This is a genomic window from Pseudomonas sp. NFX183 (genome assembly GCF_047943075.1).
GTDB lineage: Bacteria > Pseudomonadota > Gammaproteobacteria > Pseudomonadales > Pseudomonadaceae > Aquipseudomonas.
The window spans coordinates 2,255,564-2,276,074 of record NZ_CP181333.1; the positions used below are offsets into that span (position 1 = coordinate 2,255,564).

Annotated in this window: 19 protein-coding genes; 14 read left to right on the forward strand and 5 right to left on the reverse strand. The window is 61.2% G+C overall.

The window, feature by feature from the left end; genetic code table 11:
* Window positions 1–44: 44 nt before the first annotated feature.
* A complete protein-coding gene (locus ACM530_RS10340) occupies window positions 45–1,022 on the reverse strand; it encodes an asparaginase (RefSeq protein ID WP_242201203.1) in 978 nt (325 codons plus the stop codon).
* Between the two features lie 86 nt (window positions 1,023–1,108).
* Window positions 1,109–2,560, reverse strand: coding sequence for an alanine/glycine:cation symporter family protein (locus ACM530_RS10345; protein ID WP_416364726.1), 1,452 nt, complete (start codon window positions 2,558–2,560; stop codon window positions 1,109–1,111).
* 194 nt (window positions 2,561–2,754) lie between these two features.
* On the opposite strand from ACM530_RS10345, the gene ACM530_RS10350 reads away from it, so the two are divergent.
* Entirely contained in the window at window positions 2,755–2,922 is a 168-nt protein-coding gene (locus ACM530_RS10350; protein WP_170036668.1) for a hypothetical protein, read from the forward strand.
* Between the two features lie 31 nt (window positions 2,923–2,953).
* On the opposite strand, the gene aspA is transcribed toward ACM530_RS10350, so the two are convergent.
* Window positions 2,954–4,378, reverse strand: a complete 1,425-nt coding sequence (gene aspA / locus ACM530_RS10355; protein WP_025854459.1) for an aspartate ammonia-lyase — start codon at window positions 4,376–4,378, stop codon at window positions 2,954–2,956.
* 182 nt (window positions 4,379–4,560) lie between these two features.
* Here aspA and ACM530_RS10360 point away from each other — a divergent pair, with 182 nt between their 5' ends.
* The 5 genes from ACM530_RS10360 (at window position 4,561) to ACM530_RS10380 (ending at window position 8,371) form a co-directional block, all read left to right on the forward strand.
* On the forward strand, window positions 4,561–5,484 hold the full coding sequence (locus ACM530_RS10360; protein ID WP_106575908.1) for a LysR substrate-binding domain-containing protein: 924 nt from the start codon (window positions 4,561–4,563) through the stop codon (window positions 5,482–5,484).
* A 331-nt stretch (window positions 5,485–5,815) separates the two neighbouring features.
* On the forward strand, window positions 5,816–6,307 hold the full coding sequence (gene purE, locus ACM530_RS10365; RefSeq protein ID WP_003195648.1) for a 5-(carboxyamino)imidazole ribonucleotide mutase: 492 nt from the start codon (window positions 5,816–5,818) through the stop codon (window positions 6,305–6,307).
* Window positions 6,308–6,319: 12 nt separating this feature from the next.
* Window positions 6,320–7,405, forward strand: a complete 1,086-nt coding sequence (locus tag ACM530_RS10370) for a 5-(carboxyamino)imidazole ribonucleotide synthase (protein WP_083356067.1) — start codon at window positions 6,320–6,322, stop codon at window positions 7,403–7,405.
* A gap of 106 nt (window positions 7,406–7,511) precedes the next feature.
* Entirely contained in the window at window positions 7,512–7,757 is a 246-nt protein-coding gene (locus tag ACM530_RS10375; protein WP_010168336.1) for a GlsB/YeaQ/YmgE family stress response membrane protein, read from the forward strand.
* A gap of 77 nt (window positions 7,758–7,834) precedes the next feature.
* Window positions 7,835–8,371 carry a DUF3299 domain-containing protein gene (locus ACM530_RS10380; protein ID WP_106575906.1) on the forward strand — a complete coding sequence of 179 codons (537 nt, stop codon included), beginning with the start codon at window positions 7,835–7,837 and terminating at the stop codon, window positions 8,369–8,371.
* A 117-nt stretch (window positions 8,372–8,488) separates the two neighbouring features.
* Here ACM530_RS10380 and ACM530_RS10385 read toward each other — a convergent pair whose 3' ends face one another.
* Complete coding sequence (locus ACM530_RS10385) at window positions 8,489–9,388, reverse strand: D-hexose-6-phosphate mutarotase (RefSeq protein ID WP_416364727.1); 900 nt, start codon at window positions 9,386–9,388, stop codon at window positions 8,489–8,491.
* A 57-nt stretch (window positions 9,389–9,445) separates the two neighbouring features.
* Window positions 9,446–9,850, reverse strand: coding sequence for an acyl-CoA thioesterase (locus ACM530_RS10390; protein ID WP_003176975.1), 405 nt, complete (start codon window positions 9,848–9,850; stop codon window positions 9,446–9,448).
* 454 nt (window positions 9,851–10,304) lie between these two features.
* Here ACM530_RS10390 and ACM530_RS10395 point away from each other — a divergent pair, with 454 nt between their 5' ends.
* The 8 genes from ACM530_RS10395 to ACM530_RS10430 all read left to right on the forward strand — a co-directional run bounded on the left by ACM530_RS10395 (window position 10,305) and on the right by ACM530_RS10430 (window position 20,511).
* Complete coding sequence (locus ACM530_RS10395) at window positions 10,305–11,594, forward strand: MFS transporter (RefSeq protein WP_145158243.1); 1,290 nt, start codon at window positions 10,305–10,307, stop codon at window positions 11,592–11,594.
* 263 nt (window positions 11,595–11,857) lie between these two features.
* Window positions 11,858–12,844, forward strand: coding sequence for a phosphate ABC transporter substrate-binding protein PstS (locus ACM530_RS10400; protein ID WP_106575903.1), 987 nt, complete (start codon window positions 11,858–11,860; stop codon window positions 12,842–12,844).
* A gap of 486 nt (window positions 12,845–13,330) precedes the next feature.
* A complete protein-coding gene (locus ACM530_RS10405; RefSeq protein ID WP_416365085.1) occupies window positions 13,331–15,364 on the forward strand; it encodes an ABC transporter permease subunit in 2,034 nt (677 codons plus the stop codon).
* A gap of 15 nt (window positions 15,365–15,379) precedes the next feature.
* The gene (gene pstA, locus ACM530_RS10410) at window positions 15,380–17,050 is read left to right on the forward strand and encodes a phosphate ABC transporter permease PstA (RefSeq protein WP_145158240.1); all 1,671 of its coding nucleotides are present in this window, start codon (window positions 15,380–15,382) and stop codon (window positions 17,048–17,050) included.
* Between the two features lie 178 nt (window positions 17,051–17,228).
* Window positions 17,229–18,062 carry a phosphate ABC transporter ATP-binding protein PstB gene (pstB, locus tag ACM530_RS10415; RefSeq protein WP_056860879.1) on the forward strand — a complete coding sequence of 278 codons (834 nt, stop codon included), beginning with the start codon at window positions 17,229–17,231 and terminating at the stop codon, window positions 18,060–18,062.
* Window positions 18,063–18,173: 111 nt separating this feature from the next.
* Window positions 18,174–18,935, forward strand: a complete 762-nt coding sequence (gene phoU, locus ACM530_RS10420) for a phosphate signaling complex protein PhoU (RefSeq protein ID WP_053258703.1) — start codon at window positions 18,174–18,176, stop codon at window positions 18,933–18,935.
* Window positions 18,936–19,103: 168 nt separating this feature from the next.
* Window positions 19,104–20,000, forward strand: coding sequence for a response regulator (locus tag ACM530_RS10425; RefSeq protein WP_242201195.1), 897 nt, complete (start codon window positions 19,104–19,106; stop codon window positions 19,998–20,000).
* A 187-nt stretch (window positions 20,001–20,187) separates the two neighbouring features.
* Window positions 20,188–20,511, forward strand: a complete 324-nt coding sequence (locus ACM530_RS10430) for a type II toxin-antitoxin system RelE/ParE family toxin (protein ID WP_242201192.1) — start codon at window positions 20,188–20,190, stop codon at window positions 20,509–20,511.

The window sequence follows — 20,511 nt, forward strand, 5'->3', positions numbered from 1 at the left end:
TTCCAGCCAGGGGATGGCTGGAAGGGGAGCAAGTTACATGCCGGTCAGCTCAGTTCGCCGCACAGGTCCAGTTCTACCAGGCGGCGGACCTCGCTGATTTCGAGGCCGGCGCCGAGCAAGGCGTTTAGCTTGCCGAACACCGCTTCGCGGGTCATGCCGCCACCGGAAAGCACGCCCACGCCGCGCAGACGGCTGCCAGCTTCGTACACGTCCAGTTCCACGCCGCCCTCATGGCATTGGGTGATTGCGACGACGACCACACCCAGGTCCTGCGCACGCTTGAGGCTGGCGAGGAAGGCCGGGTTGTCACTCGGCCCGGTGCCGCTGCCGAAGCATTCGAGCACCAGCGCCTGAATGCCGCTGTCGATCAGCGCATCGAGCTGCCCGGCGGCGATACCCGGCACCAGCGGCAGCACGCCGACGTTGGCCAACGCTTTGGGCTGACGGTAATGCAGGGCGGCCGGGATCATTTCGGCCTGGGCGACACCCCCGTTGCGTTGCAGGGCAGCAAACGGGTGGCGACCGAAACTACGGATTTTCGCGCAACGGGTCGGCGCCATCAGCGCGCCATGGAAATACAGCTGAACGCCCGGCGACAAGCCTTCGCCCAACGCGTGCAGGGCGCCACTGACGTTTTCCCAGGCGTCGCTGTCGGGCACGCCGGCGGGCAGCATGGAACCGGTGAACACCACCGGCGCCGGCAGGCCGAGCAACTGGAAGCTCATGGCCGCCGCGCTGTAAGCCAGGGTGTCGGTGCCGTGCAGGATCAGTACTGCGTCGCAGCCCTCGTCCACGGCTTCAATCACCGCGACGCGCAGGCGCTGCCAGTAGGCCGGGGTCATGTTGGCGCTGTCGATCAGGGGCGCCATTTCCCGGAAGCGCCAGGCAGGCAGTGGCAGGGTGGCAAGCTGTTCGCGCATGCGCGCTTCAAAACCGGATGCCGGGGCCAGGCCGTTGGCGCTGGCTTGCATGCCGATGGTGCCGCCGGTGTAGAGCACCATGATGGTGTTAGCTGTGGTCATCGAGACTTCTCCTGAACGAAAAACGCCGCCGGGCCCAGAGCATGCCCAAGGCCGGGCGGCGTGTCATCTATCTAGGCTTGCTGCGCTCAGCGTGGCGCTTGAGCGTTCAGTTCAGCCGAGGCTTGAGCGCCAGGCTCAGGCTTCACCGGGTTCGCAGGCCAGGCCTTGCGGTCCAGGTCCAGGTCAGGGAACTGGCTGGAGTCGAACACCGGCGTCTTGATGCCCGCCGCGCGCTGGCTGTCGTAGTCGTTCAGGATGCGCATGGCGATCTTGAACAGGAACGCCAGGGCGAACAGGTTGACGAACGCCAGCAGGGTCATGGTGATGTCGGCGAAGGCGAATACGGTGCCGAGGTTCTCGATGGAACCCCAGAAAATCAGCACCAGCACCAGCGCGCGGTAGCCCATCAGCACCTTGCGGTTGTCGCCCACGATGAAGCGCAGGTTGCTCTCGCCGAGGTAGTAGTTGTACATGATCGAGGTGAACACGAACAACGCCAGGGCCACCGAGATGAACATCCGGCCCCAGTCGCCGACGACCGCCGCCAGGGAGTTCTGGGTCAGGGCAATGCCGTCGCCTTCAAAGCCCGGGGTGTAGAAACCGGAGAGCAGGATCAGCAACGCGGTGCAGGTGCAGATCACGAAGGTGTCCAGGAACACGCTGAACGCTTGCACCACACCTTGGGCGATCGGGTGTTCTACCGAGGCCACTGCCGCCACGTTAGGCGCACTGCCCAAACCGGCTTCGTTGGCGAACACGCCGCGCTTCACACCCATGATGATCGCGCTGCCCACCAGGCCACCGAAGGCCTGGTCGAGGCCGAAGGCGCTCTTGACGATGGTCGCGAGCATGGCCGGCACATGGTCGAATTGCAGCACGATCACGTACAGGGTCACGGCGATGTAGACCAGCGTCTTGACCGGCACCAGCAGGTCGGCGATCGAGGCGATACGCTTGATCCCGCCAATGAACACCAGGCCCAGCAATACCGCCAGCGCGAGGCCTGTGTAGGTGGTGTCCAGGCCGAACGCGTTGTTCAGCGAGTGGGTCACAGCGTGGGCTTGCAGGCCGTTGAAGGCGAAACCGAAGGTCACCAGCAACAGGAACGCCATGACCATACCCAGCCAGCGCTTCTGCAGGCCGTGCTGAATGTAGTAGGCCGGGCCGCCGCGGTAGGTGCCTTCAGCGTCGGTGCGCTTGTACAGCTGGCCGAGGGAGCATTCGATAAAGCTCGAGGACATGCCCACCAGCGCGGTGACCCACATCCAGAACACGGCACCGGGGCCGCCCAGCGTCACGGCGATACCGACGCCTGCGATGTTACCGGCACCCACACGGCCGGCCAGGCTGAGCATCAGCGCCTGGAACGAGCTGAGCTGGCCGGAGCTGCTCTTCAGGCTGTCTTTGAACACCGAGAACATGTGGAAAAAGTGGCGCAACTGAACGAAACGCGAGCGAATCGTGAAATAGCCGCCGAGCCCGACAATGAGCACGATCAGTACTTTCCCTGAGAGGAAGTCGTTGATGACTTCGAGCATGGAGTGTTCCTCGCTGATTTTTCTAATGGCAAAAACGCAGGACGGTGCGACGCATCGCTCGGCACCAGGCAGTGCACGACGCTTCGACCCCAATCCTTTTGCGGGTGTTGTTATTCATGCGGTTTCGCGCTGTCCAGGACCTCGTTACCGACAATCTCTGACGCGAAGAGGGGCGGCACTATACCTAGGAGAGCGTGATCCGTCTGCACGGGGCGATTAAAGGTTTCAGCCAAGCTGTTGCAGGCAAGGAGGGTTTGCAGGGCGATATTGGATTTTTTATGGGCGTCATTTCACAACCTTGGGGCAAAAAAAAGGGCCTGAAGAACGAGCCTTCAGGCCCTCAAAAGGTGAGAGGTGTCTAGTCCCTCAACCTGGTGAGCAGTGCAACAACCGTCAGGCCTTCAGCGGGACCAGACGTGGGGCAATCATGTTTTCGGGGCGCAGGATGTCGTCGAGCATGGCGTCGTCGAGCAAGCCTTCTTCACGCACCAGTTCCAGCACGCCGCGGCCGCTTTCTAGGGCGATACGCGCAATGCGGGTGGCGTTTTCATAGCCGATGTACGGGTTCAGCGCGGTCACCAGGCCGATGGAGTGCTCCACCAGTTCGCGGCAACGCGCTTCGTTGGCGGTGATGCCGACGATGCAGTGTTCGCGCAGCATGTCCATGGCGCGTTGCAGCAGGCGGATCGAGTCGAAGATCTTGAAGGCGATCAGCGGCTCCATCACGTTCAACTGCAGTTGGCCGCCTTCGGCCGCCATGGTCAGGGCCAAATCGTTGCCGATTACCTGGAACGCAACCTGGTTCACGGCTTCCGGGATAACCGGGTTGACCTTGCCGGGCATGATCGAGCTGCCTGGCTGGCGTGCCGGCAAGTTGATCTCGTTGATGCCGGTGCGTGGGCCGCTGGACAGCAGGCGCAGGTCGTTGCAGATCTTCGACAGCTTCACCGCGGTACGCTTGAGCATGCCGGAGAACAGCACGAAGGCGCCCATGTCAGAGGTGGCTTCGATCAAGTCGGCAGCCGGGACCACTGGCTGGCCGCTGATAACGGCCAGGCGTTGTACGGCCAGGGCCTGGTAACGCGGGTCGGCGTTGATGCCGGTGCCGATGGCGGTGCCGCCCAGGTTCACTTCGGTCAACAGCTCTGGCGCCAGGGTTTTCAGGCGGGCCAGGTCTTCACCCAGGGTGGTGGCGAAGGCACGGAATTCCTGGCCGAGGGTCATCGGCACGGCGTCTTGCAGTTGGGTGCGGCCCATTTTCAGCACGTGGCTGAATTCGACGCCTTTGGCGGCGAACGCCTGGATCAGGCTGTCGAGGCTGGCCAGCAGTGCGTCGTGGCCCAGCAGCAGACCCAGGCGGATCGCGGTCGGGTAGGCGTCGTTGGTCGACTGCGCCATGTTCACGTCGTTGTTAGGGTGCAGGTACTGATATTCGCCCTTGTTGTGGCCCATGGCCTCCAACGCGATGTTGGCGATGACTTCGTTGGCATTCATGTTGGTTGAAGTGCCGGCGCCGCCTTGAATCATGTCCACCACGAACTCTTCGTGGAAATCGCCGCGGATCAGACGGGCACAGGCTTCGCTGATGGCAGCGTGCTTGGCTTCGCTGAGCTGGCCCAACTCGCGGTTGGCGTCAGCGGCCGCTTGCTTGACCATTGCCAGGCCGACCACCAATTTCGGGTAATGCGAAATCGGAACGCCCGAGAGGCGGAAGTTGTTCACCGCTCGCAGGGTCTGGATGCCGTAATACGCTTGAGCAGGTACTTCGAGTACGCCAAGCAGGTCTTTTTCTGTGCGGAATGATGCAGCGGAGGACATGACGGAAATCATCTCGATATGGACCCGGAACTGGCCGGAACGCTGCGAATGCTAGGCTTGTGGGAGTTTTTGGGCCAATGCTGTTAAACACTGGCCTATGCACAAACGGCATAATGTCGGTGTGACCCGGTTATCATGGCGGGCGTGCGTGCCAAAATGGTGCGTACCCGTGGGAGGAAGTGATGAACCTTGAGAGCAAATGGCTGGAAGACTTCAGCGCCTTGGCGGCGACCCGCAGCTTTTCCCAGGCGGCGGAGCGGCGCTTTGTCACCCAGCCGGCCTTCAGCCGGCGTATTCGCAGCCTGGAAGCCGCGCTGGGCCTGACCCTGGTCAACCGCTCACGCACGCCCGTCGAATTGACCGCGGCGGGGCAGCTGTTTCTGGTCACCGCGCGCACGGTGGTCGAGCAGCTCGGCGAAGTGCTGCGCCATTTGCATCATCTGGAAGGCGGGCAGGGCGAGGTCATGCAAGTGGCGGCAGCGCATTCCCTGGCGCTGGGCTTCTTCCCGCGCTGGATCGCGCAACTGCGCAATGAAGGCCTGAACATTGCCACGCGGCTGGTTGCCACCAACGTCGGCGACGCGGTGCATGCGCTGCGCGAAGGCGGTTGCGATTTGATGCTGGCGTTCTACGACCCGGACGCGGCCATGCAAATGGACCCGGAAATCTTCCCGTCGCTGCACCTGGGCAACACCGAAATGCTCCCAGTGTGCGCCGCCGATGCCGACGGCAAGCCGCTGTTTGACCTGGAAGGCGAGGGCAGTGTGCCGTTACTGGCCTACAGCGCCGGAGCATTCCTGGGGCGCTCGGTAAACCTGCTGTTGCGCCAGCGCTCCCTGCGCTTTACCACCATCTACGAAACCGCCATGGCCGATAGCCTCAAAAGCATGGCGCTGGAAGGGCTGGGCATTGCCTGGGTGCCGCAACTGAGTGTGCGTGCCGAACTGGCGCGGGGCGAACTGGTGGTGTGCGGCGGGCCGCAATGGCATGTGCCGTTGGAGATTCGTTTGTATCGCTGCGCGTTGGTGCGCAAGGCCAACGTACGGTTGTTGTGGCGCAAGTTGGAAGGTGGGGCGGCGCAGTCCCCTCCAGTTGAACGCGGTTAGTGTGGGAGCTGGCTTGCCTGCGATGCAGACGCCTCGGTACATCAGGCATATTCAGGTGATGCTACCGCAGGCCAGACAGCTCCCACACTGACCCCGTTTCCATGGGGAATTTGCGCTGGTTTCGCTGACCCAGGAGTCAATAAAACCGCTGGTTTGCGCCACTGGACAGATGGTCATTCCAGGGGCTGTTTATCTGGATTATTACGGTATACTGCGCGGCCTTCGGCCGGTCCAACCGGCCAAATTTCGTACAACAAGCCACGCCGGATTTCCTGCGTGGCTTGTTGTTTTTTGACGCGCCTGCGGGCGCCCAGAGAGAAGAGGCACGACGATGAGTGCATTGGTTGGCGTGATCATGGGCTCCAAGTCCGATTGGTCCACCCTTAGCCACACCGCCGATATGCTGGAAAAACTCGGCATTCCGTATGAAGTGAAAGTGGTCTCTGCCCACCGCACCCCGGATTTGCTGTTCCAGTATGCCGATGAAGCAGAATCCCGTGGCATCGAGGTGATCATCGCCGGTGCCGGCGGTGCGGCGCACCTGCCAGGCATGTGTGCGGCCAAGACCCACCTGCCGGTGCTCGGTGTGCCGGTGCAGTCGTCGATGCTCTCGGGCGTGGATTCGCTGTTGTCCATCGTGCAGATGCCCGCCGGTATCCCGGTGGCCACCCTGGCGATCGGCAAGGCCGGCGCGATCAACGCCGCTTTGCTGTCTGCCAGCATCCTGGGCGCCAAGCACCCGCAGTTTCATGCGGTGCTGAAAAAATTCCGTGCTGAGCAGACAGACAGCGTGCTGGACAATCCAGACCCACGCATCGCCTGAGGTTATTGATTGATGAAAATCGGTGTAATCGGTGGCGGCCAACTGGGCCGCATGCTGGCCTTGGCGGGAACCCCGCTGGGGATGAACTTCGCTTTCCTGGACCCGGCGCCGGACGCTTGCGCGGCGGCCCTCGGTGAACACCTGCGGGCTGACTACAGCGACCCGGATCACCTGCGCCAACTGGCCGATGAAGTCGACCTGGTGACCTTCGAATTCGAAAGCGTCCCGGCTGAAACCGTGGCCTTCCTGTCGCAGTTCGTGCCGGTGTACCCGAGCGCCGAAGCCTTGCGCATCGCTCGCGACCGCTGGTTCGAAAAGAGCATGTTCAAGGACTTGGGCATTCCGACGCCGGCCTTCGCCGACATCCAGTCCCAGGCCGACCTGGACGCTGCAGTCGCCTCCATCGGCCTGCCGGCCGTGCTGAAAACCCGCACCCTGGGTTATGACGGCAAGGGCCAGAAAGTGCTGCGTACCGCCGCCGATGTGGTCGGCACCTTCGCCGAGCTGGGCAGCGTCGCCTGCCTGCTGGAAGGCTTCGTGCCCTTCACCGGTGAAGTCTCGCTGATCGCCGTGCGTGCCCGTGATGGCGAAACCCGCTTCTACCCGTTGGTGCACAACACCCACGACAGCGGCATCCTCAAGCTGTCCGTGGCCAGCACCGATCACCCGTTGCAGGCCCTGGCCGAAGACTATTCCAGCCGTGTGCTCAAGCAGCTGGATTATGTCGGTGTGATGGCGTTCGAGTTCTTTGAAGTCGACGGTGGCCTCAAGGCCAACGAAATCGCGCCGCGTGTGCACAACTCCGGGCACTGGACCACCGAAGGCGCCGAGTGCAGCCAGTTCGAAAACCACCTGCGGGCGGTGGCGGGCTTGCCACTGGGCTCCACGGCCAAGGTCGGCGAAAGCGCCATGCTCAACTTCATCGGCGTTGTGCCGCCGGTTGAGCGCGTGATCGCGATCGATGATTGCCATCTGCATCACTACGGCAAGGCCTTCAAGGCTGGACGCAAGGTCGGCCACGCCAACCTGCGCTGCAAGGACCGTGCGACGCTGCAAGCCCAGATCCTCAAGGTCGAAGCGCTGATCGCCGAGCAATAACCTGAGGATCGGCGGGAACCATTGGTCACCGCCGTCTCTCTGATTGCAGGATGGCAAAGCCTGACTAGGCTTTGGCATGACTCACATTCAATCAGAGGGAAATGCCATGGGTATCATCGGAACCATCTTTATCGGCTTGATCGTCGGCCTGCTGGCGCGTTTCCTCAAGCCAGGCGACGACAGCATGGGCTGGATCATGACCATCCTGCTGGGTATCGCAGGTTCTCTGGTCGCCACCTACGGTGGTCAGGCCCTGGGCATCTACCAGGCAGGTCAAGGTGCAGGCTTTATCGGTGCGCTGATCGGCGCCATCGTGCTGCTGGTGATCTACGGTCTGCTGCGTAAAAAGTAATTAAGCGACAAAGCCCTCTGCGCTGCGCAGGCGCAGAGGGCTAGAATGCTCGCCACCTGTACTTGCCGAGCCTCACCATGCGCCGTCTTCTGTTGACTCTCCTCTTGCTGGGCTCTGGCCTGGCGCACGCTGGCGAACTGCCGGAAACCGACTGGCTCGACCTGATGCCGCTGTCGGACCAGAAAGCCCTCGAAGCCATGCCCGAGATCGACCACAACTCCCCCGAAGCCCAAGGCACGTTCACCGACAAAGGTGGCCTCAAGCAAAGCAAAGGCTTGCCGGCGGTGATGTATTCGACCAAGACCGTGGCCGCCATGAATGGCAAGAACATCCGCATCGGCGGCTACCCGGTGCCTCTGGAAACCGACGCCAAGGGCCGCAGCACGCTGTTCTTTTTGGTGCCGTACCCAGGCGCCTGCATCCACGTGCCGCCTCCGCCGCCCAACCAGTTGGTGCTGGTGCGTTATCCCAAGGGGCTGAAGCTGGATGATATCTACACGCCGTTGTGGGTTACGGGCACGCTGAAGGTGGAGAAGGTCAATAACGATTTGGCGGATGCGGCGTATGCGCTGGATGCGGGGAAGGTGCGGGCAGTGAAGGAATCCGACCTCTAAGCCACAACGCAAATCAGTGTGGGAGCTGGCTTGCCTGCGATGCAGCCACCTTGGTGTGACTGATACACCGCGGTGATGCTATCGCAGGCAAGCCAGCTCCCACATTTTGCTCGTTATTTACAAGGCGAGACTTGTGATGCTCACGCCCAGTGTGTGGCTTTCACCCGGCGCCAGTGCCACCACATCATCCAGCACATTCGCCGTTTCGATGCACAGCATGCCCTGCCAGCCGTCATCGGCCATGTCGTCGAACGCCTTGGCGCGTTCGGTCCAGGGGTTCCAGATCACGGTCGAGTTCGAGCCTTGGCTGGTGAGCTGGAGACGACGCTGCCAGTCTTTATCGACAATGCTCAACTGCGCCGGCGTGTCCAGATAGATGCGGTCGGTCTCGGCACTGAAGTGCAGCAGGCCGGATTGCTGTTTGTGGCTCCAGCCGTCGGCGGTGTCGATATAGGCCAGCCCGTCCAGGCCTTCGACCTGCACGTTGCGTACGTCGCTCACGGCAAAATAGGTGTGCAGCGCCTGGCTGAGGGTCACGGTGTCGCTGCCACGGTTGTGGCTGGTCAGGCGGATATGCAGTTGATCGTCCAGCAGCAGGCTCAGCTTCAGGTCGACCTGATGCGGCCAGCCGGGAAAGCCGCCCGCCGGCACCGGCAATACGAGGTCGACGCGCAATGCCTGGCCTTCAAGTTCGGTTGCAGCCAATTCCCACAGTGCCGTGCGCACAAAACCATGGGCCCCCGCGAGTTGGTCGCTTTGGCGCATCGCCTTCACGCTTTGCGGGTTACGGTCGAATACGCCAAACCATGGCCAGCACACCGGCACGCCGGTACGAATGCCTTTGCCCTGCTTGAATACCGCCTCAGTGTTTGGCCAGATCACTGGCTGCTCGCCCTGGCGCTGGTAACTGAAGATGTGCGCGCCCTGTTGGGCCACCATCACTTCGGCGCCGTTGTGGCGGACGCGCCAGCAGTCCAGCTCGTCGATTTTCACGGTTTCAACGTGGGGCGTAGGCATAGCAGTGCTCTCTCATGGCAGGCAATGGGGCAATTGACCGTCAAAACCCGGCGATGTTTAACGCGCGCGCGATGGCACCGAGCGGGTACGGCCGCTGCCGTCGATGGCGACAAACACAAATACCGCCTCGGTCACCTTGCGCCATTCGCTGGACAGCGGGTCGTCGCTCCACACCTCGACCATCATCTGGATCGAACTGCGGCCGATTTCCAGGGCCTGGGTATAGAAGGACAATTGTGCGCCGACCGCCACCGGCACCAGGAACGCCATGCGATCGATCGCCACCGTGGCGACACGTCCGCCGGCCACTTTGCTGGCCATGGCGGTGCCGGCCAGGTCCATCTGCGCGACCAGCCAGCCGCCGAAGATATCGCCAAAACCGTTGGTTTCACGCGGGAGTGCGGTGATTTGCAGGGCGAGATCGCCTTGCGGGATAGGATCTTCTTGTTCGAGTTCGATCATGCCGAGGGTGCCTCTGACCCGTGACGCTTCATGGGTATTTCAAGTGGATAGCCGTCTCTGGAAAAACGTTTCAGCACCAACATACACCGCTCGATGCGTTTCTCGTAAGGCGTACTAAAGGGAAACTCTGCCAAATCGGCTGGATGGCACCCAACGACGTTTTGGCACAGCAGCCCCTCAAGACTGGGGTTCTTGCGCTTGCAGGGGCCGAGTATATCGAGACGCTGGCGCCACGACGACCTCCCGGCGCTCATTTGGTCGGCAAATCCTGGCTGTAATGCGGCTTTTTCCCGCAACTGTGCTTCTGATGGCTAATAAAGGGAAGAAACGGGGAATAACGCGCGCCTGCAAAGTGTTATTCGGTGGGCGCTGTGCTTTTTCAAGCGATTTGCTATCTTGCCAGACCCGCCGCAAGTCCCGGGCTTGCCGTCATTACTATAAGAGAAGCCTTGCCATGTCCTCCGTGCCCGCAAGCAGCGCGCAACCGTCGCGCCCGCTGACCCGCAACGACTACAAAACCCTGTCGCTGTCTGCCTTGGGCGGGGCGCTGGAATTTTACGACTTCATCATTTTCGTGTTTTTCGCCACGGTGGTCGGGAAACTGTTCTTCCCCGTCGATATGCCGGAATGGCTGCGCATGATGCAGACCTTCGGCATCTTCGCCGCCGGTTACCTGGCTCGTCCGTTGGGCGGCATCATCATGGCGCACTTTGGCGACCTGCTCGGCCGCAAGAAGATGTTCACGTTGAGCATCTTCATGATGGCCGTGCCGACCCTGATCATGGGCCTGCTGCCGACCTACGCGCAGATCGGCCTGTGGGCGCCGCTTCTGCTGCTGTTGATGCGCGTCATCCAGGGCGCGGCCATCGGCGGCGAAGTACCGGGCGCCTGGGTGTTTGTCTCTGAACACGTACCGCCGCGCCATATCGGCTATGCCTGCGGCACCCTGACCAGCGGCCTCACCGCCGGCATCCTGTTGGGGTCGCTGGTGGCCACCGCCATCAACACGCTCTACAGCCCGGAACAAGTGTCCGATTACGCCTGGCGTATCCCGTTCCTGCTGGGCGGCGTGTTTGGCCTGCTCTCGGTGTACCTGCGCCGCTGGCTGCATGAGACGCCGATCTTCGCCGAAATGCAGCAGCGCAAAACCTTGGCCGCCGAGCTGCCATTGCGCGCGGTATTGCGCGACCACCGTGGCGCCATCGTGTTGTCGATGCTGTTGACCTGGTTGCTGTCGGCCGGTGTTGTAGTGGTCATCCTGATGACCCCGACCGTGCTGCAAACCGTCTACCACTTCAGCCCGACCATCGCATTGCAAGCCAACAGCCTGGCCATCGTGACCCTGAGCCTGGGCTGCATCGCTTCCGGCGCGCTGGCTGATCGTTTTGGCGCTGGCCGCGTGCTGGTCATCGGTTGCCTGTTGCTGTTGGCAACGTCGTGGACGCTGTACCACAGCCTGATCGATCACCCCAACTGGCTTTTCCCGCTGTACACCCTGACCGGCCTGTTTGTCGGGGTGATCGGCGTGGTGCCTTACGTGATGGTAAAAGCCTTCCCGCCGGTGGTGCGTTTCAGCGGGTTGTCGTTCTCCTACAACGTCGCCTACGCCGTGTTTGGTGGTTTGACGCCGCTGGCGGTGTCGCTGCTGATGAAGGAAAGCCCGATGGGCCCTGCCTACTATGTCGCCGTGCTGTGTGTGATGGGGATGCTGGTGGGTGGCTATCTGTGGAAGCGCGGGCGCTAAAAGCCTGCAATGACCCTGTGGCGAGGGCACTCGCTCGCCACAGGGTTTGTGGTTGGCCAACGATTACAGAGTATTTCTGAAACACCGCTTCATGCGCTTCAACCTCCTCGCAAGTCCCGGATTTACTGGTCTTTCCCCTTCCTGTCAGGTTTTTCACAAATGCTGGCCTTTCATCTAATTGTCACATTGCGGACATAGAGTGTTCACACGGCCTACCGATACTTGGCCCCGATCCAACTATCCCTATCTGCTAGGAGCAAGGCATGAAACTGAAACGTTTGATGGCGGCAATGACTTTTGTCGCTGCTGGCGTTGCGACCGCTAACGCGGTAGCCGCTGGTGTTGACCCGGCAATTCCGGCTTACGCCAAGACCACCGGTGTATCGGGCAACCTGTCCAGCGTTGGTTCCGACACCCTGGCTAACCTGATGACCCTGTGGGCTGAGTCCTATAAAAAGGAATACCCGAACGTCAACATCCAGATTCAGGCTGCCGGCTCCGCCACTGCACCGCCTGCGCTGACTGAAGGCACCTCCAACCTGGGCCCGATGAGCCGCAAGATGAAGGACACCGAACTGGCGGCCTTCGAGCAGAAGTACGGCTACAAGCCAACCGCTATCCCGGTGGCTGTGGATGCCCTGGCCGTGTTCGTGCACAAGGACAACCCGATCCAGCACCTGACCATGGAACAAGTCGACGCGATCTTCTCCTCGACGCGTCTGTGCGGCGCCAAAGCTGATGTCAAAACCTGGGGCGACCTGGGTGTGACCGGCGACCTGGCCAACAAGCCGGTGCAACTGTTCGGTCGTAACTCGGTATCCGGCACCTACGGCTACTTCAAGGAAGAAGCCCTGTGCAAAGGCGACTACAAACCTAACGTGAACGAACAACCAGGTTCGGCGTCGGTTGTGCAGTCGATCAGCTCCTCGCTGAACGGCATCGGTTACTCGGGCATCGGTTACAAAACCGCCAGCGTGAAGACCGTGGCCCTGGCCAAGAAAGGCAGCACTGACTTCATCGAAGACAGCGAAGAAAACGCCCTGAACGGCAAATACCCGCTGTCGCGCTTCCTCTACGTGTACGTCAACAAAGCCCCGAACAAGCCTCTGGCTCCGCTGGAAGCTGAGTTCGTGAAGCTGGTTCTGTCCAAACAGGGCCAGGAAGTGGTCGTCAAAGACGGCTACATCCCGCTGCCAGCCAAAGTGGCTGCCAAGGCCCTGGCTGACCTGGGTTTGAAAGAAGGCAACTAAGCCTGCAAGACCTGGTGTAGATGCATGCTTTTGTGTGGGAGCGGGCTTGCCCGCGATGCTGGCGACGCGGTGTAGCGTTGAGACCGCATTGATGCCATCGCGGGCAAGCCCGCTCTCACATTAAACCGTCTACACCGCTAATTTTTCAGTCCGCTGCCAGCTCTGCTACGCGGCGGCTTTGCTGCGTCACTGCATTGTCATCTTTCTGTCATACAGGATCGCTAGGGTGTGCGCATGAATGATCTGGCCAATTCCACCATGACGACGACTTCTCCCCCCAAGCGCATTGATTTCAATACGCCTGAGCTGCAACGCAAGCGCCGCATTCGCGCGCTCAAGGATCGCCTGACCCGTTGGTACGTGTTGATCGGCGGCCTCGCCGTCCTCGGCGCCATTACCCTGATTTTCTTCTTTCTTGCCTACGTCGTCGCGCCACTGTTCCAGGGCGCCTCGCTGACCAAGGAAGATGCGCTGACGCCCGCCTGGATGCAGGACGCCGGCAAGCCGTTGATGATCTCCCTCGAAGAGCAGAACCAGGTTGCCATGCGGGTTTCCGACAAGGGCCAGGCGCTGTTCTTTGATGTGGACACGGGTGCTGAACTCAAGCGTGTCGACTTGCCGCTGCCGGCAGGCGCCAGCGTTGCGTCCATTGGTGAAGACCAGCCGGGCAGCCCGCTGGTGATCCTGGGTTTGTCCAATGGCCAGTCCCTGGTGTTCCGCCACACTTATAAGGTGTCCTACCCGGACGGCAAGAAAACCATCACCCCGGCCATTGAATACCCTTACGGCGAAACGCCGATCGTGCTCGACGAGCAGGGTCGCCCGCTGGAGCACGTCGCACTTAACGCCACCGATTCCTCGCTGGTCGTTGCCGGTTCCGCAGGTTCCTACTTGAACGTGCTGAGCCTGAGCCGCGAAGAAAACATGATGACTGGCGAAGTCACCAGCGAGCAGAAGCGTATCGAGCTGCCGCAAATGACCGAGCCGGTAAAGGCGATCTTCATCGACCCACGCCAGCAGTGGCTGTACGTGATCAACGGTCGTGCCCTTGCCGACGTCTTCAGCCTGCGCGACAAGAGTCTCAACGGTCGCTACAAACTGCTCGAAGACGGCAACGCCGAAATCACCGCCAGCACTCAGCTGGTGGGCGGTATCTCGCTGATCGTGGGTAACTCCAAAGGCGGCCTGGCCCAGTGGTTCATGGCCCGCGACCCGGACGGCGAGCAACGCCTGAAACAGATCCGTACCTTCCAGATGGGCAGCGCGCCTATCGTTGAAATCACCGCTGAAGAACGTCGCAAAGGCTTCACCGCCCTCGACGCATCCGGCAAGTTCGGCGTGTTCCACAGCACCGCGCACCGCACGCTGCTGGTCGACCCGGTGGTCGATGGCCAAGGCGTGTTCGGCCTGTCGCCACGCGCCAACCGCGTCATCGTCGAAGCGGGCGGCAAGCTGCAACCGCTGCTGCTGGACAACCCGCACCCGGAAGTGTCCTGGAGCGCGTTGTGGAGCAAGGTCTGGTACGAAAACTACGACGAGCCTAAATACGTCTGGCAATCGACCGCCGCCAACACTGATTTCGAACCCAAGATGAGCCTGGCGCCGCTGACCTTCGGTACCCTGAAGGCCGCGTTCTACGCCATGTTGCTGGCCGCACCACTGGCCGTTGCTGCTGCGATCTACACCGCCTACTTCATGGCCCCGAGCCTGCGCCGCAAGGTCAAGCCGGTGATCGAACTGATGGAAGCGATGCCGACGGTGATCCTCGGCTTCTTCGCCGGCCTGTTCCTGGCGCCGTATGTCGAAGGGCATTTGCCGGGGATTTTCAGCCTGCTGATGCTGTTGCCGATTGGCATTCTGGTGGCCGGCTTCGTGTTCAGCCGCTTGCCTGAGTCGATCCGCCTGCGCGTTCCCGATGGCTGGGAAAGCGCGATCCTGATCCCGGTGATCCTGTTTGTGGGCTGGCTCTCGCTGTACATGAGCCCGTACCTGGAAACCTGGTTCTTTGGCGGCGACATGCGCATGTGGATCTCCCACGACCTGGGCATCACCTACGACCAGCGCAACGCCCTGGTAGTCGGCCTGGCCATGGGTTTTGCGGTGATCCCCAACATCTACTCCATCGCCGAAGACGCCGTGTTCAGCGTGCCGCGCGGCCTGACCCTGGGCTCGTTGGCCCTGGGCGCCACGCCATGGCAGACCATGACCCGCGTCGTCATCCTGACCGCCAGCCCGGGGATTTTCTCGGCGCTGATGATCGGCATGGGCCGTGCGGTCGGTGAAACCATGATCGTGTTGATGGCCACCGGTAACACCCCGGTGATGGAGATGAACCTGTTCGAAGGCCTGCGCACCCTGGCGGCTAACGTCGCGGTGGAAATGCCCGAGTCGGAAGTCGGCGGCAGCCACTACCGCGTGCTGTTCCTCTCGGCGCTGGTGCTGCTGTTGTTCACCTTCATCATGAACACCCTCGCCGAGCTGATTCGTCAGCGTCTGCGCAAGAAATACTCGTCGCTTTAAGAAAGGTAGAAGTCTGTGAAACAGAACTCCCTGAATGGATGGTTCAAGAGCGGCGCCCCGGGCGTCTGGATCAGCGGTGGCGCGGTGTCCATCGCGGTCATCATGACTATTGGTTTGCTGGCCGTGATTGCCGTGCGTGGCCTGGGCCACTTCTGGCCGGCCGACCTGATCCAGGCCAACTACAACGTGCCGGGCCAGGAAAACCATATCGTCATCGGCGAAGTGGTGCAGAAGGAAGAAGTGCCACGCGAGCGCCTGAAAAGCGCTGGCCTGCCGGTGCCCGACCAGGGCCCGGAGTTCATGACCCGCGAGCTGATCAAGGTCGGCAACCGCGACCTGAACGGCAACGACTTCACCTGGATCGTCGGCGAGTGGCTCAAGGACCAGACCAAGCCGGCCAACCTGATGGCCATCGAGCGGCGTGAGTGGGGCAACTTCTACGGCACCCTGGTCAACGTCAAACAGGACGGCAAGGTCATCGCCGAAGGTGAAGCCGCGTGGCCGGAGCTGCAGGCCCGCGTTGACCGCGTAAACAAGCTGGCTGCGCAACTCAAGAGTCTGGAAAAAACCGACATCGGCGCGATCAACGCCGGGCTGGAGCGTATCCGCCTGCACGGTCGCAAGCTGGAGCTGGAAGGCAAGCTCGACGCTACCGCCCAAGCTGATATGGACTCGGGCCGCGCAGAACTGAACAACCGCTACAAGGACATCGAAGCGCGCCTGGCGGACCTGCACACCCAGTTCAACCGCGACAGCCTGACGGCGCGCGACGCTAACGGCAAAGAAGTGGAAATCGGCATCGGCAAAGTGGTGCACGCCTACCAGCCGAACGCCATGGGCACGATGACCAAGGTCGGCTTCTACTTCAGCAAGGTCTGGGAATTCCTCAGCGATGACCCACGGGAAGCCAACACCGAGGGCGGGATCTTCCCGGCGATTTTCGGCACCGTGATGATGACCCTGATCATGGCGATGATCGTGACGCCGTTCGGTGTACTGGCGGCGGTGTACCTGCGTGAATATGCCAAGCAGAACACCCTGACGCGGATTATCCGCATTGCGGTGAACAACCTGGCGGGCGTACCGGCCATTGTCTACGGCGTGTTCGGCCTGGGCTTCTTCGTGTATGTGCTGGGTGGCTCGGTTGACCGTCTGTTCTTCGCCGAAGCCCTGCCGGCACCCACGTTCGGCACGCCGGGCCTGCTGTGGGCCTCGCTGACCCTGGCGCTGCTGGCGGTGCCGGTGGTGATTGTGGCCACCGAAGAAGGCCTGGCGCGGATTCCTCGCACCGTGCGCGAGGGCTCCTTGGCACTGGGCGCGACCAAGGCGGAAACGCTGTGGAAGATCGTGCTGCCGATGGCCAGCCCGGCGATGATGACCGGCATGATCCTCGCCGTGGCCCGCGCCGCCGGTGAAGTGGCGCCGCTGATGCTGGTAGGCGTGGTGAAACTGGCGCCGTCGCTGCCGCTGGACGGCAATTACCCGTACCTGCACCTGGACCAGAAAATCATGCACCTGGGCTTCCATATTTATGACGTCGGCTTCCAGAGCCCCAACGTCGAAGCTGCGCGGCCACTGGTGTACGCCACCGCCTTGCTGCTGGTGCTGGTGATCGCCACGCTCAACTTGTCGGCGGTGTGGATCCGTAACCACCTGCGCGAAAAATACAAGGCGCTGGACAGTTAACACGGCCCAATGTGGGAGCTGGCTTGCCTGCGATGCAGGCAACTCGGTGGAACAGGTACACCGCGGTGATGCCATCGCAGGCAAGCCAGCTCCCACACTTAACCGCGTCACACGCAGATTTTTGAGTAAACCGCTCCGGCGGTTCAACGAAACGAATTGGTAGCACAGGGAGCATCCCATGCAACATGAAACCCACACCCACGGCATCAACATGTCGGCCCTGGGTCGCGACAAGCAGAGCCTGAGCCTGGCCCAGGAAACCGTGGCCATCGAAGTGCCGGGCCTGAGCCTGTACTACGGTGAAAAGCAGGCGCTGTTCGACGTCAGCATGAACATCCCCAAGCAGCGCGTGACTGCCTTCATCGGCCCGTCCGGCTGCGGCAAGTCGACGTTGCTGCGCACCTTCAACCGCATGAACGACCTGGTCGACGGTTGCCGTGTAGAAGGCGCGATCAACCTCTACGGCACCAACATCTACCGCAAGGGCGAGGACGTGGCCGAGCTGCGCCGCCGGGTGGGCATGGTGTTCCAGAAGCCCAACCCGTTCCCCAAGACCATCTACGAAAACGTGGTCTACGGCCTGCGCATCCAGGGCATCAACAAGAAACGCATCCTCGACGAAGCCGTTGAATGGGCGCTCAAAGGCGCGGCACTGTGGGATGAGGTCAAGGACCGCCTGCACGAGTCGGCCCTCGGTTTGTCCGGCGGCCAGCAGCAACGTCTGGTGATCGCCCGCACCATCGCCGTGGAGCCGGAAGTGCTGCTGCTCGACGAACCGTGCTCGGCACTCGACCCGATCTCCACATTGAAAGTCGAAGAGCTGATCTACGAACTCAAATCCAAGTTCACCATCGTCATCGTGACCCACAACATGCAACAGGCGGCGCGGGTTTCCGACTACACCGCGTTCATGTACATGGGCAAGCTGGTGGAATTTGGCGACACCGATACCCTGTTCACCAACCCGGCGAAGAAGCAGACCGAAGACTACATCACCGGTCGCTATGGCTAGCCCCAGCTGCACGCCGCACGTTTCAAGCGGCAAGTAAAAGCAGTTTGATCAACGACACACATCAGCTTGCAGCTTGTAGCCTGCGGCTTACAGCTTTTGCGGAGCAAACCCATGATTAGCAAAGAAGGCCTTACCCATCACATCTCCGCGCAGTTCAACGCCGAGCTTGAGGAAGTGCGCAGCCACCTCCTGGCGATGGGCGGGCTGGTGGAGAAGCAAGTCAACGACGCCGTCACCGCGCTGATCGAGGCCGACTCGGGCCTGGCCCAGCAAGTGCGTGAGATTGATGACCAGATCAACCAGATGGAACGCAACATCGACGAAGAATGCCTGCGCATTCTGGCGCGTCGCCAGCCGGCGGCGTCCGACCTGCGGTTGATCATCAGCATCTCCAAGTCGGTGATCGACCTGGAGCGCATCGGTGACGAAGCCACCAAGATCGCCCGTCGCGCCATCCAGTTGTGCGAAGAAGGCGAAGCGCCGCGCGGCTACGTGGAAGTGCGCCACATCGGCGACCAGGTGCGCAACATGGTGCGCGATGCCCTCGACGCTTTTGCGCGCTTCGACGCCGAGCTGGCATTGTCGGTAGCGCAGTACGACAAGACCATCGACCGCGAATACAAGACCGCACTGCGCGAGCTGGCCACCTACATGATGGAAGACCCGCGCTCTATCTCGCGGGTCTTGAACATCATCTGGGTGCTGCGTTCGCTGGAGCGTATCGGCGACCACGCGCGCAATATCTCGGAACTGGTCATTTACCTGGTACGCGGTACCGACGTGCGGCACATGGGCCTCAAGCGCATGAAAGCCGAAGTTGAAGGCACGGCCGATCAAATCCCTAATGTTCCGGGCGAATCTGACGATAAGTAAGGTTGCCCGAGAAATTAACGCCCGGCCTTTGGTCGGGCGTTTTCGTTTGCGGCATCTGAATTTTTTGCGCGGCAGGAACAATAAAGTCCTTCTGTGAATCGCGAGTTTTGGCAAAATGCCATCAGTCAGGCGTTTTGCGTGCCGAAGTTTTTATAGGATGAAGGGTCGATGAGTAAAGTCAGTGTATTGGTGGTGGACGACGCCTCGTTTATCCGCGACCTGGTGAAGAAGTGCCTGCGCAACTACTTTCCGGGGATCAAGATCGAAGATGCGGTGAACGGCAAAAAGGCGCAATCCATCCTGATGCGCGAGACCTTCGACCTGGTGCTGTGCGACTGGGAAATGCCCGAGATGTCGGGCCTGGAGTTGCTGACCTGGTGCCGTGAGCAGGCCCATCTCAAAGCCATGCCGTTCGTGATGGTGACCAGCCGTGGCGACAAGGAGAACGTGGTGCAGGCCATTCAGGCCGGCGTCTCCGGCTACGTCAGCAAGCCGTTCACCAACGAGCAATTGCTGAACAAGGTCAAGCAGGCCCTGCACAAGATCGGCCGCCTCGACGCATTGATCGCCAGCGCACCGACCAAGATGAACTCGGCCTTCGGCAACGACTCCCTGAGTGCCCTGACCGGCGGCAAGCCTGAAGCCGTCAAACCGGCGCCGGTGGCTGCGCCAAGCAAAGGCCTGCTCAACAGCCCGCCGGTGCAAACGCCAGGGGCAGCGCCGGCCGGCGGCCGTGGCCAGGGCCAGCTACGCCTTTCCAGCGGCACCCAGCAATGCGTGATCAAGGCGCTGAGCATCAAGGAAGCGCTGCTGGTGGTGCGTCGCGGTGAAGTCCTGCCGCAGGTACTGGAAAGCGCGGTGCTCGACCTTGAGCAAGGCGACAACGCCGAAGTGGCACGCCTCAACGGCTACCTGCACGCCGTCGTCGCCTACGAGCCCAAGCCCGACAGCGACTGGCTGCAACTGACCTTCCGGTTTATCGACCAGGACGCGCAGAAACTCGACTATATTTCCCGCCTGATCGCACGCGGCACGGCGCAGAAGCACTTTGTGCCGGGTGCGTGATTGCCTGCATAACGGGAATCAACCGACCGTCTGATTCCCGGTGCTTGGCTTGATTTATATCTGTTTCGATATAGGCTCTCGATAACGCATCAGTGTTATCGAGCTTTTGCTATGCCTTGAAACAAAGCTCCACCGCCATGGCCTGAATCGTCTATTACGCTTTTTCTTTCCAGCAAAGGAGAAGCCAATGCGCAGGCACAAGGATGTGGTGTTTCTAGGAAGCTCACTCAAGGACCTCAAGGAATTTCCTCTCGACGCCCGAAGGGCAGCCGGTTTTCAGTTGGATCTTCTGCAACAGGGCGAACAGCCTTTTGATTGCAAGCCCATGAGAACTATCGGACGGGGCGTCAGTGAGATTCGGATCACTGAGCAATCAGGCGCGTTTCGAGTGTTCTATGTGGTCAATCGCCCAGAGGCTGTCTATGTGTTGCACGCGCTGCGCAAAACCACCCAGAAAACCGAAGGGTGCGATATCGAACTGGCGCGTGCCAGATTGCAGGAGTTAGGTTAA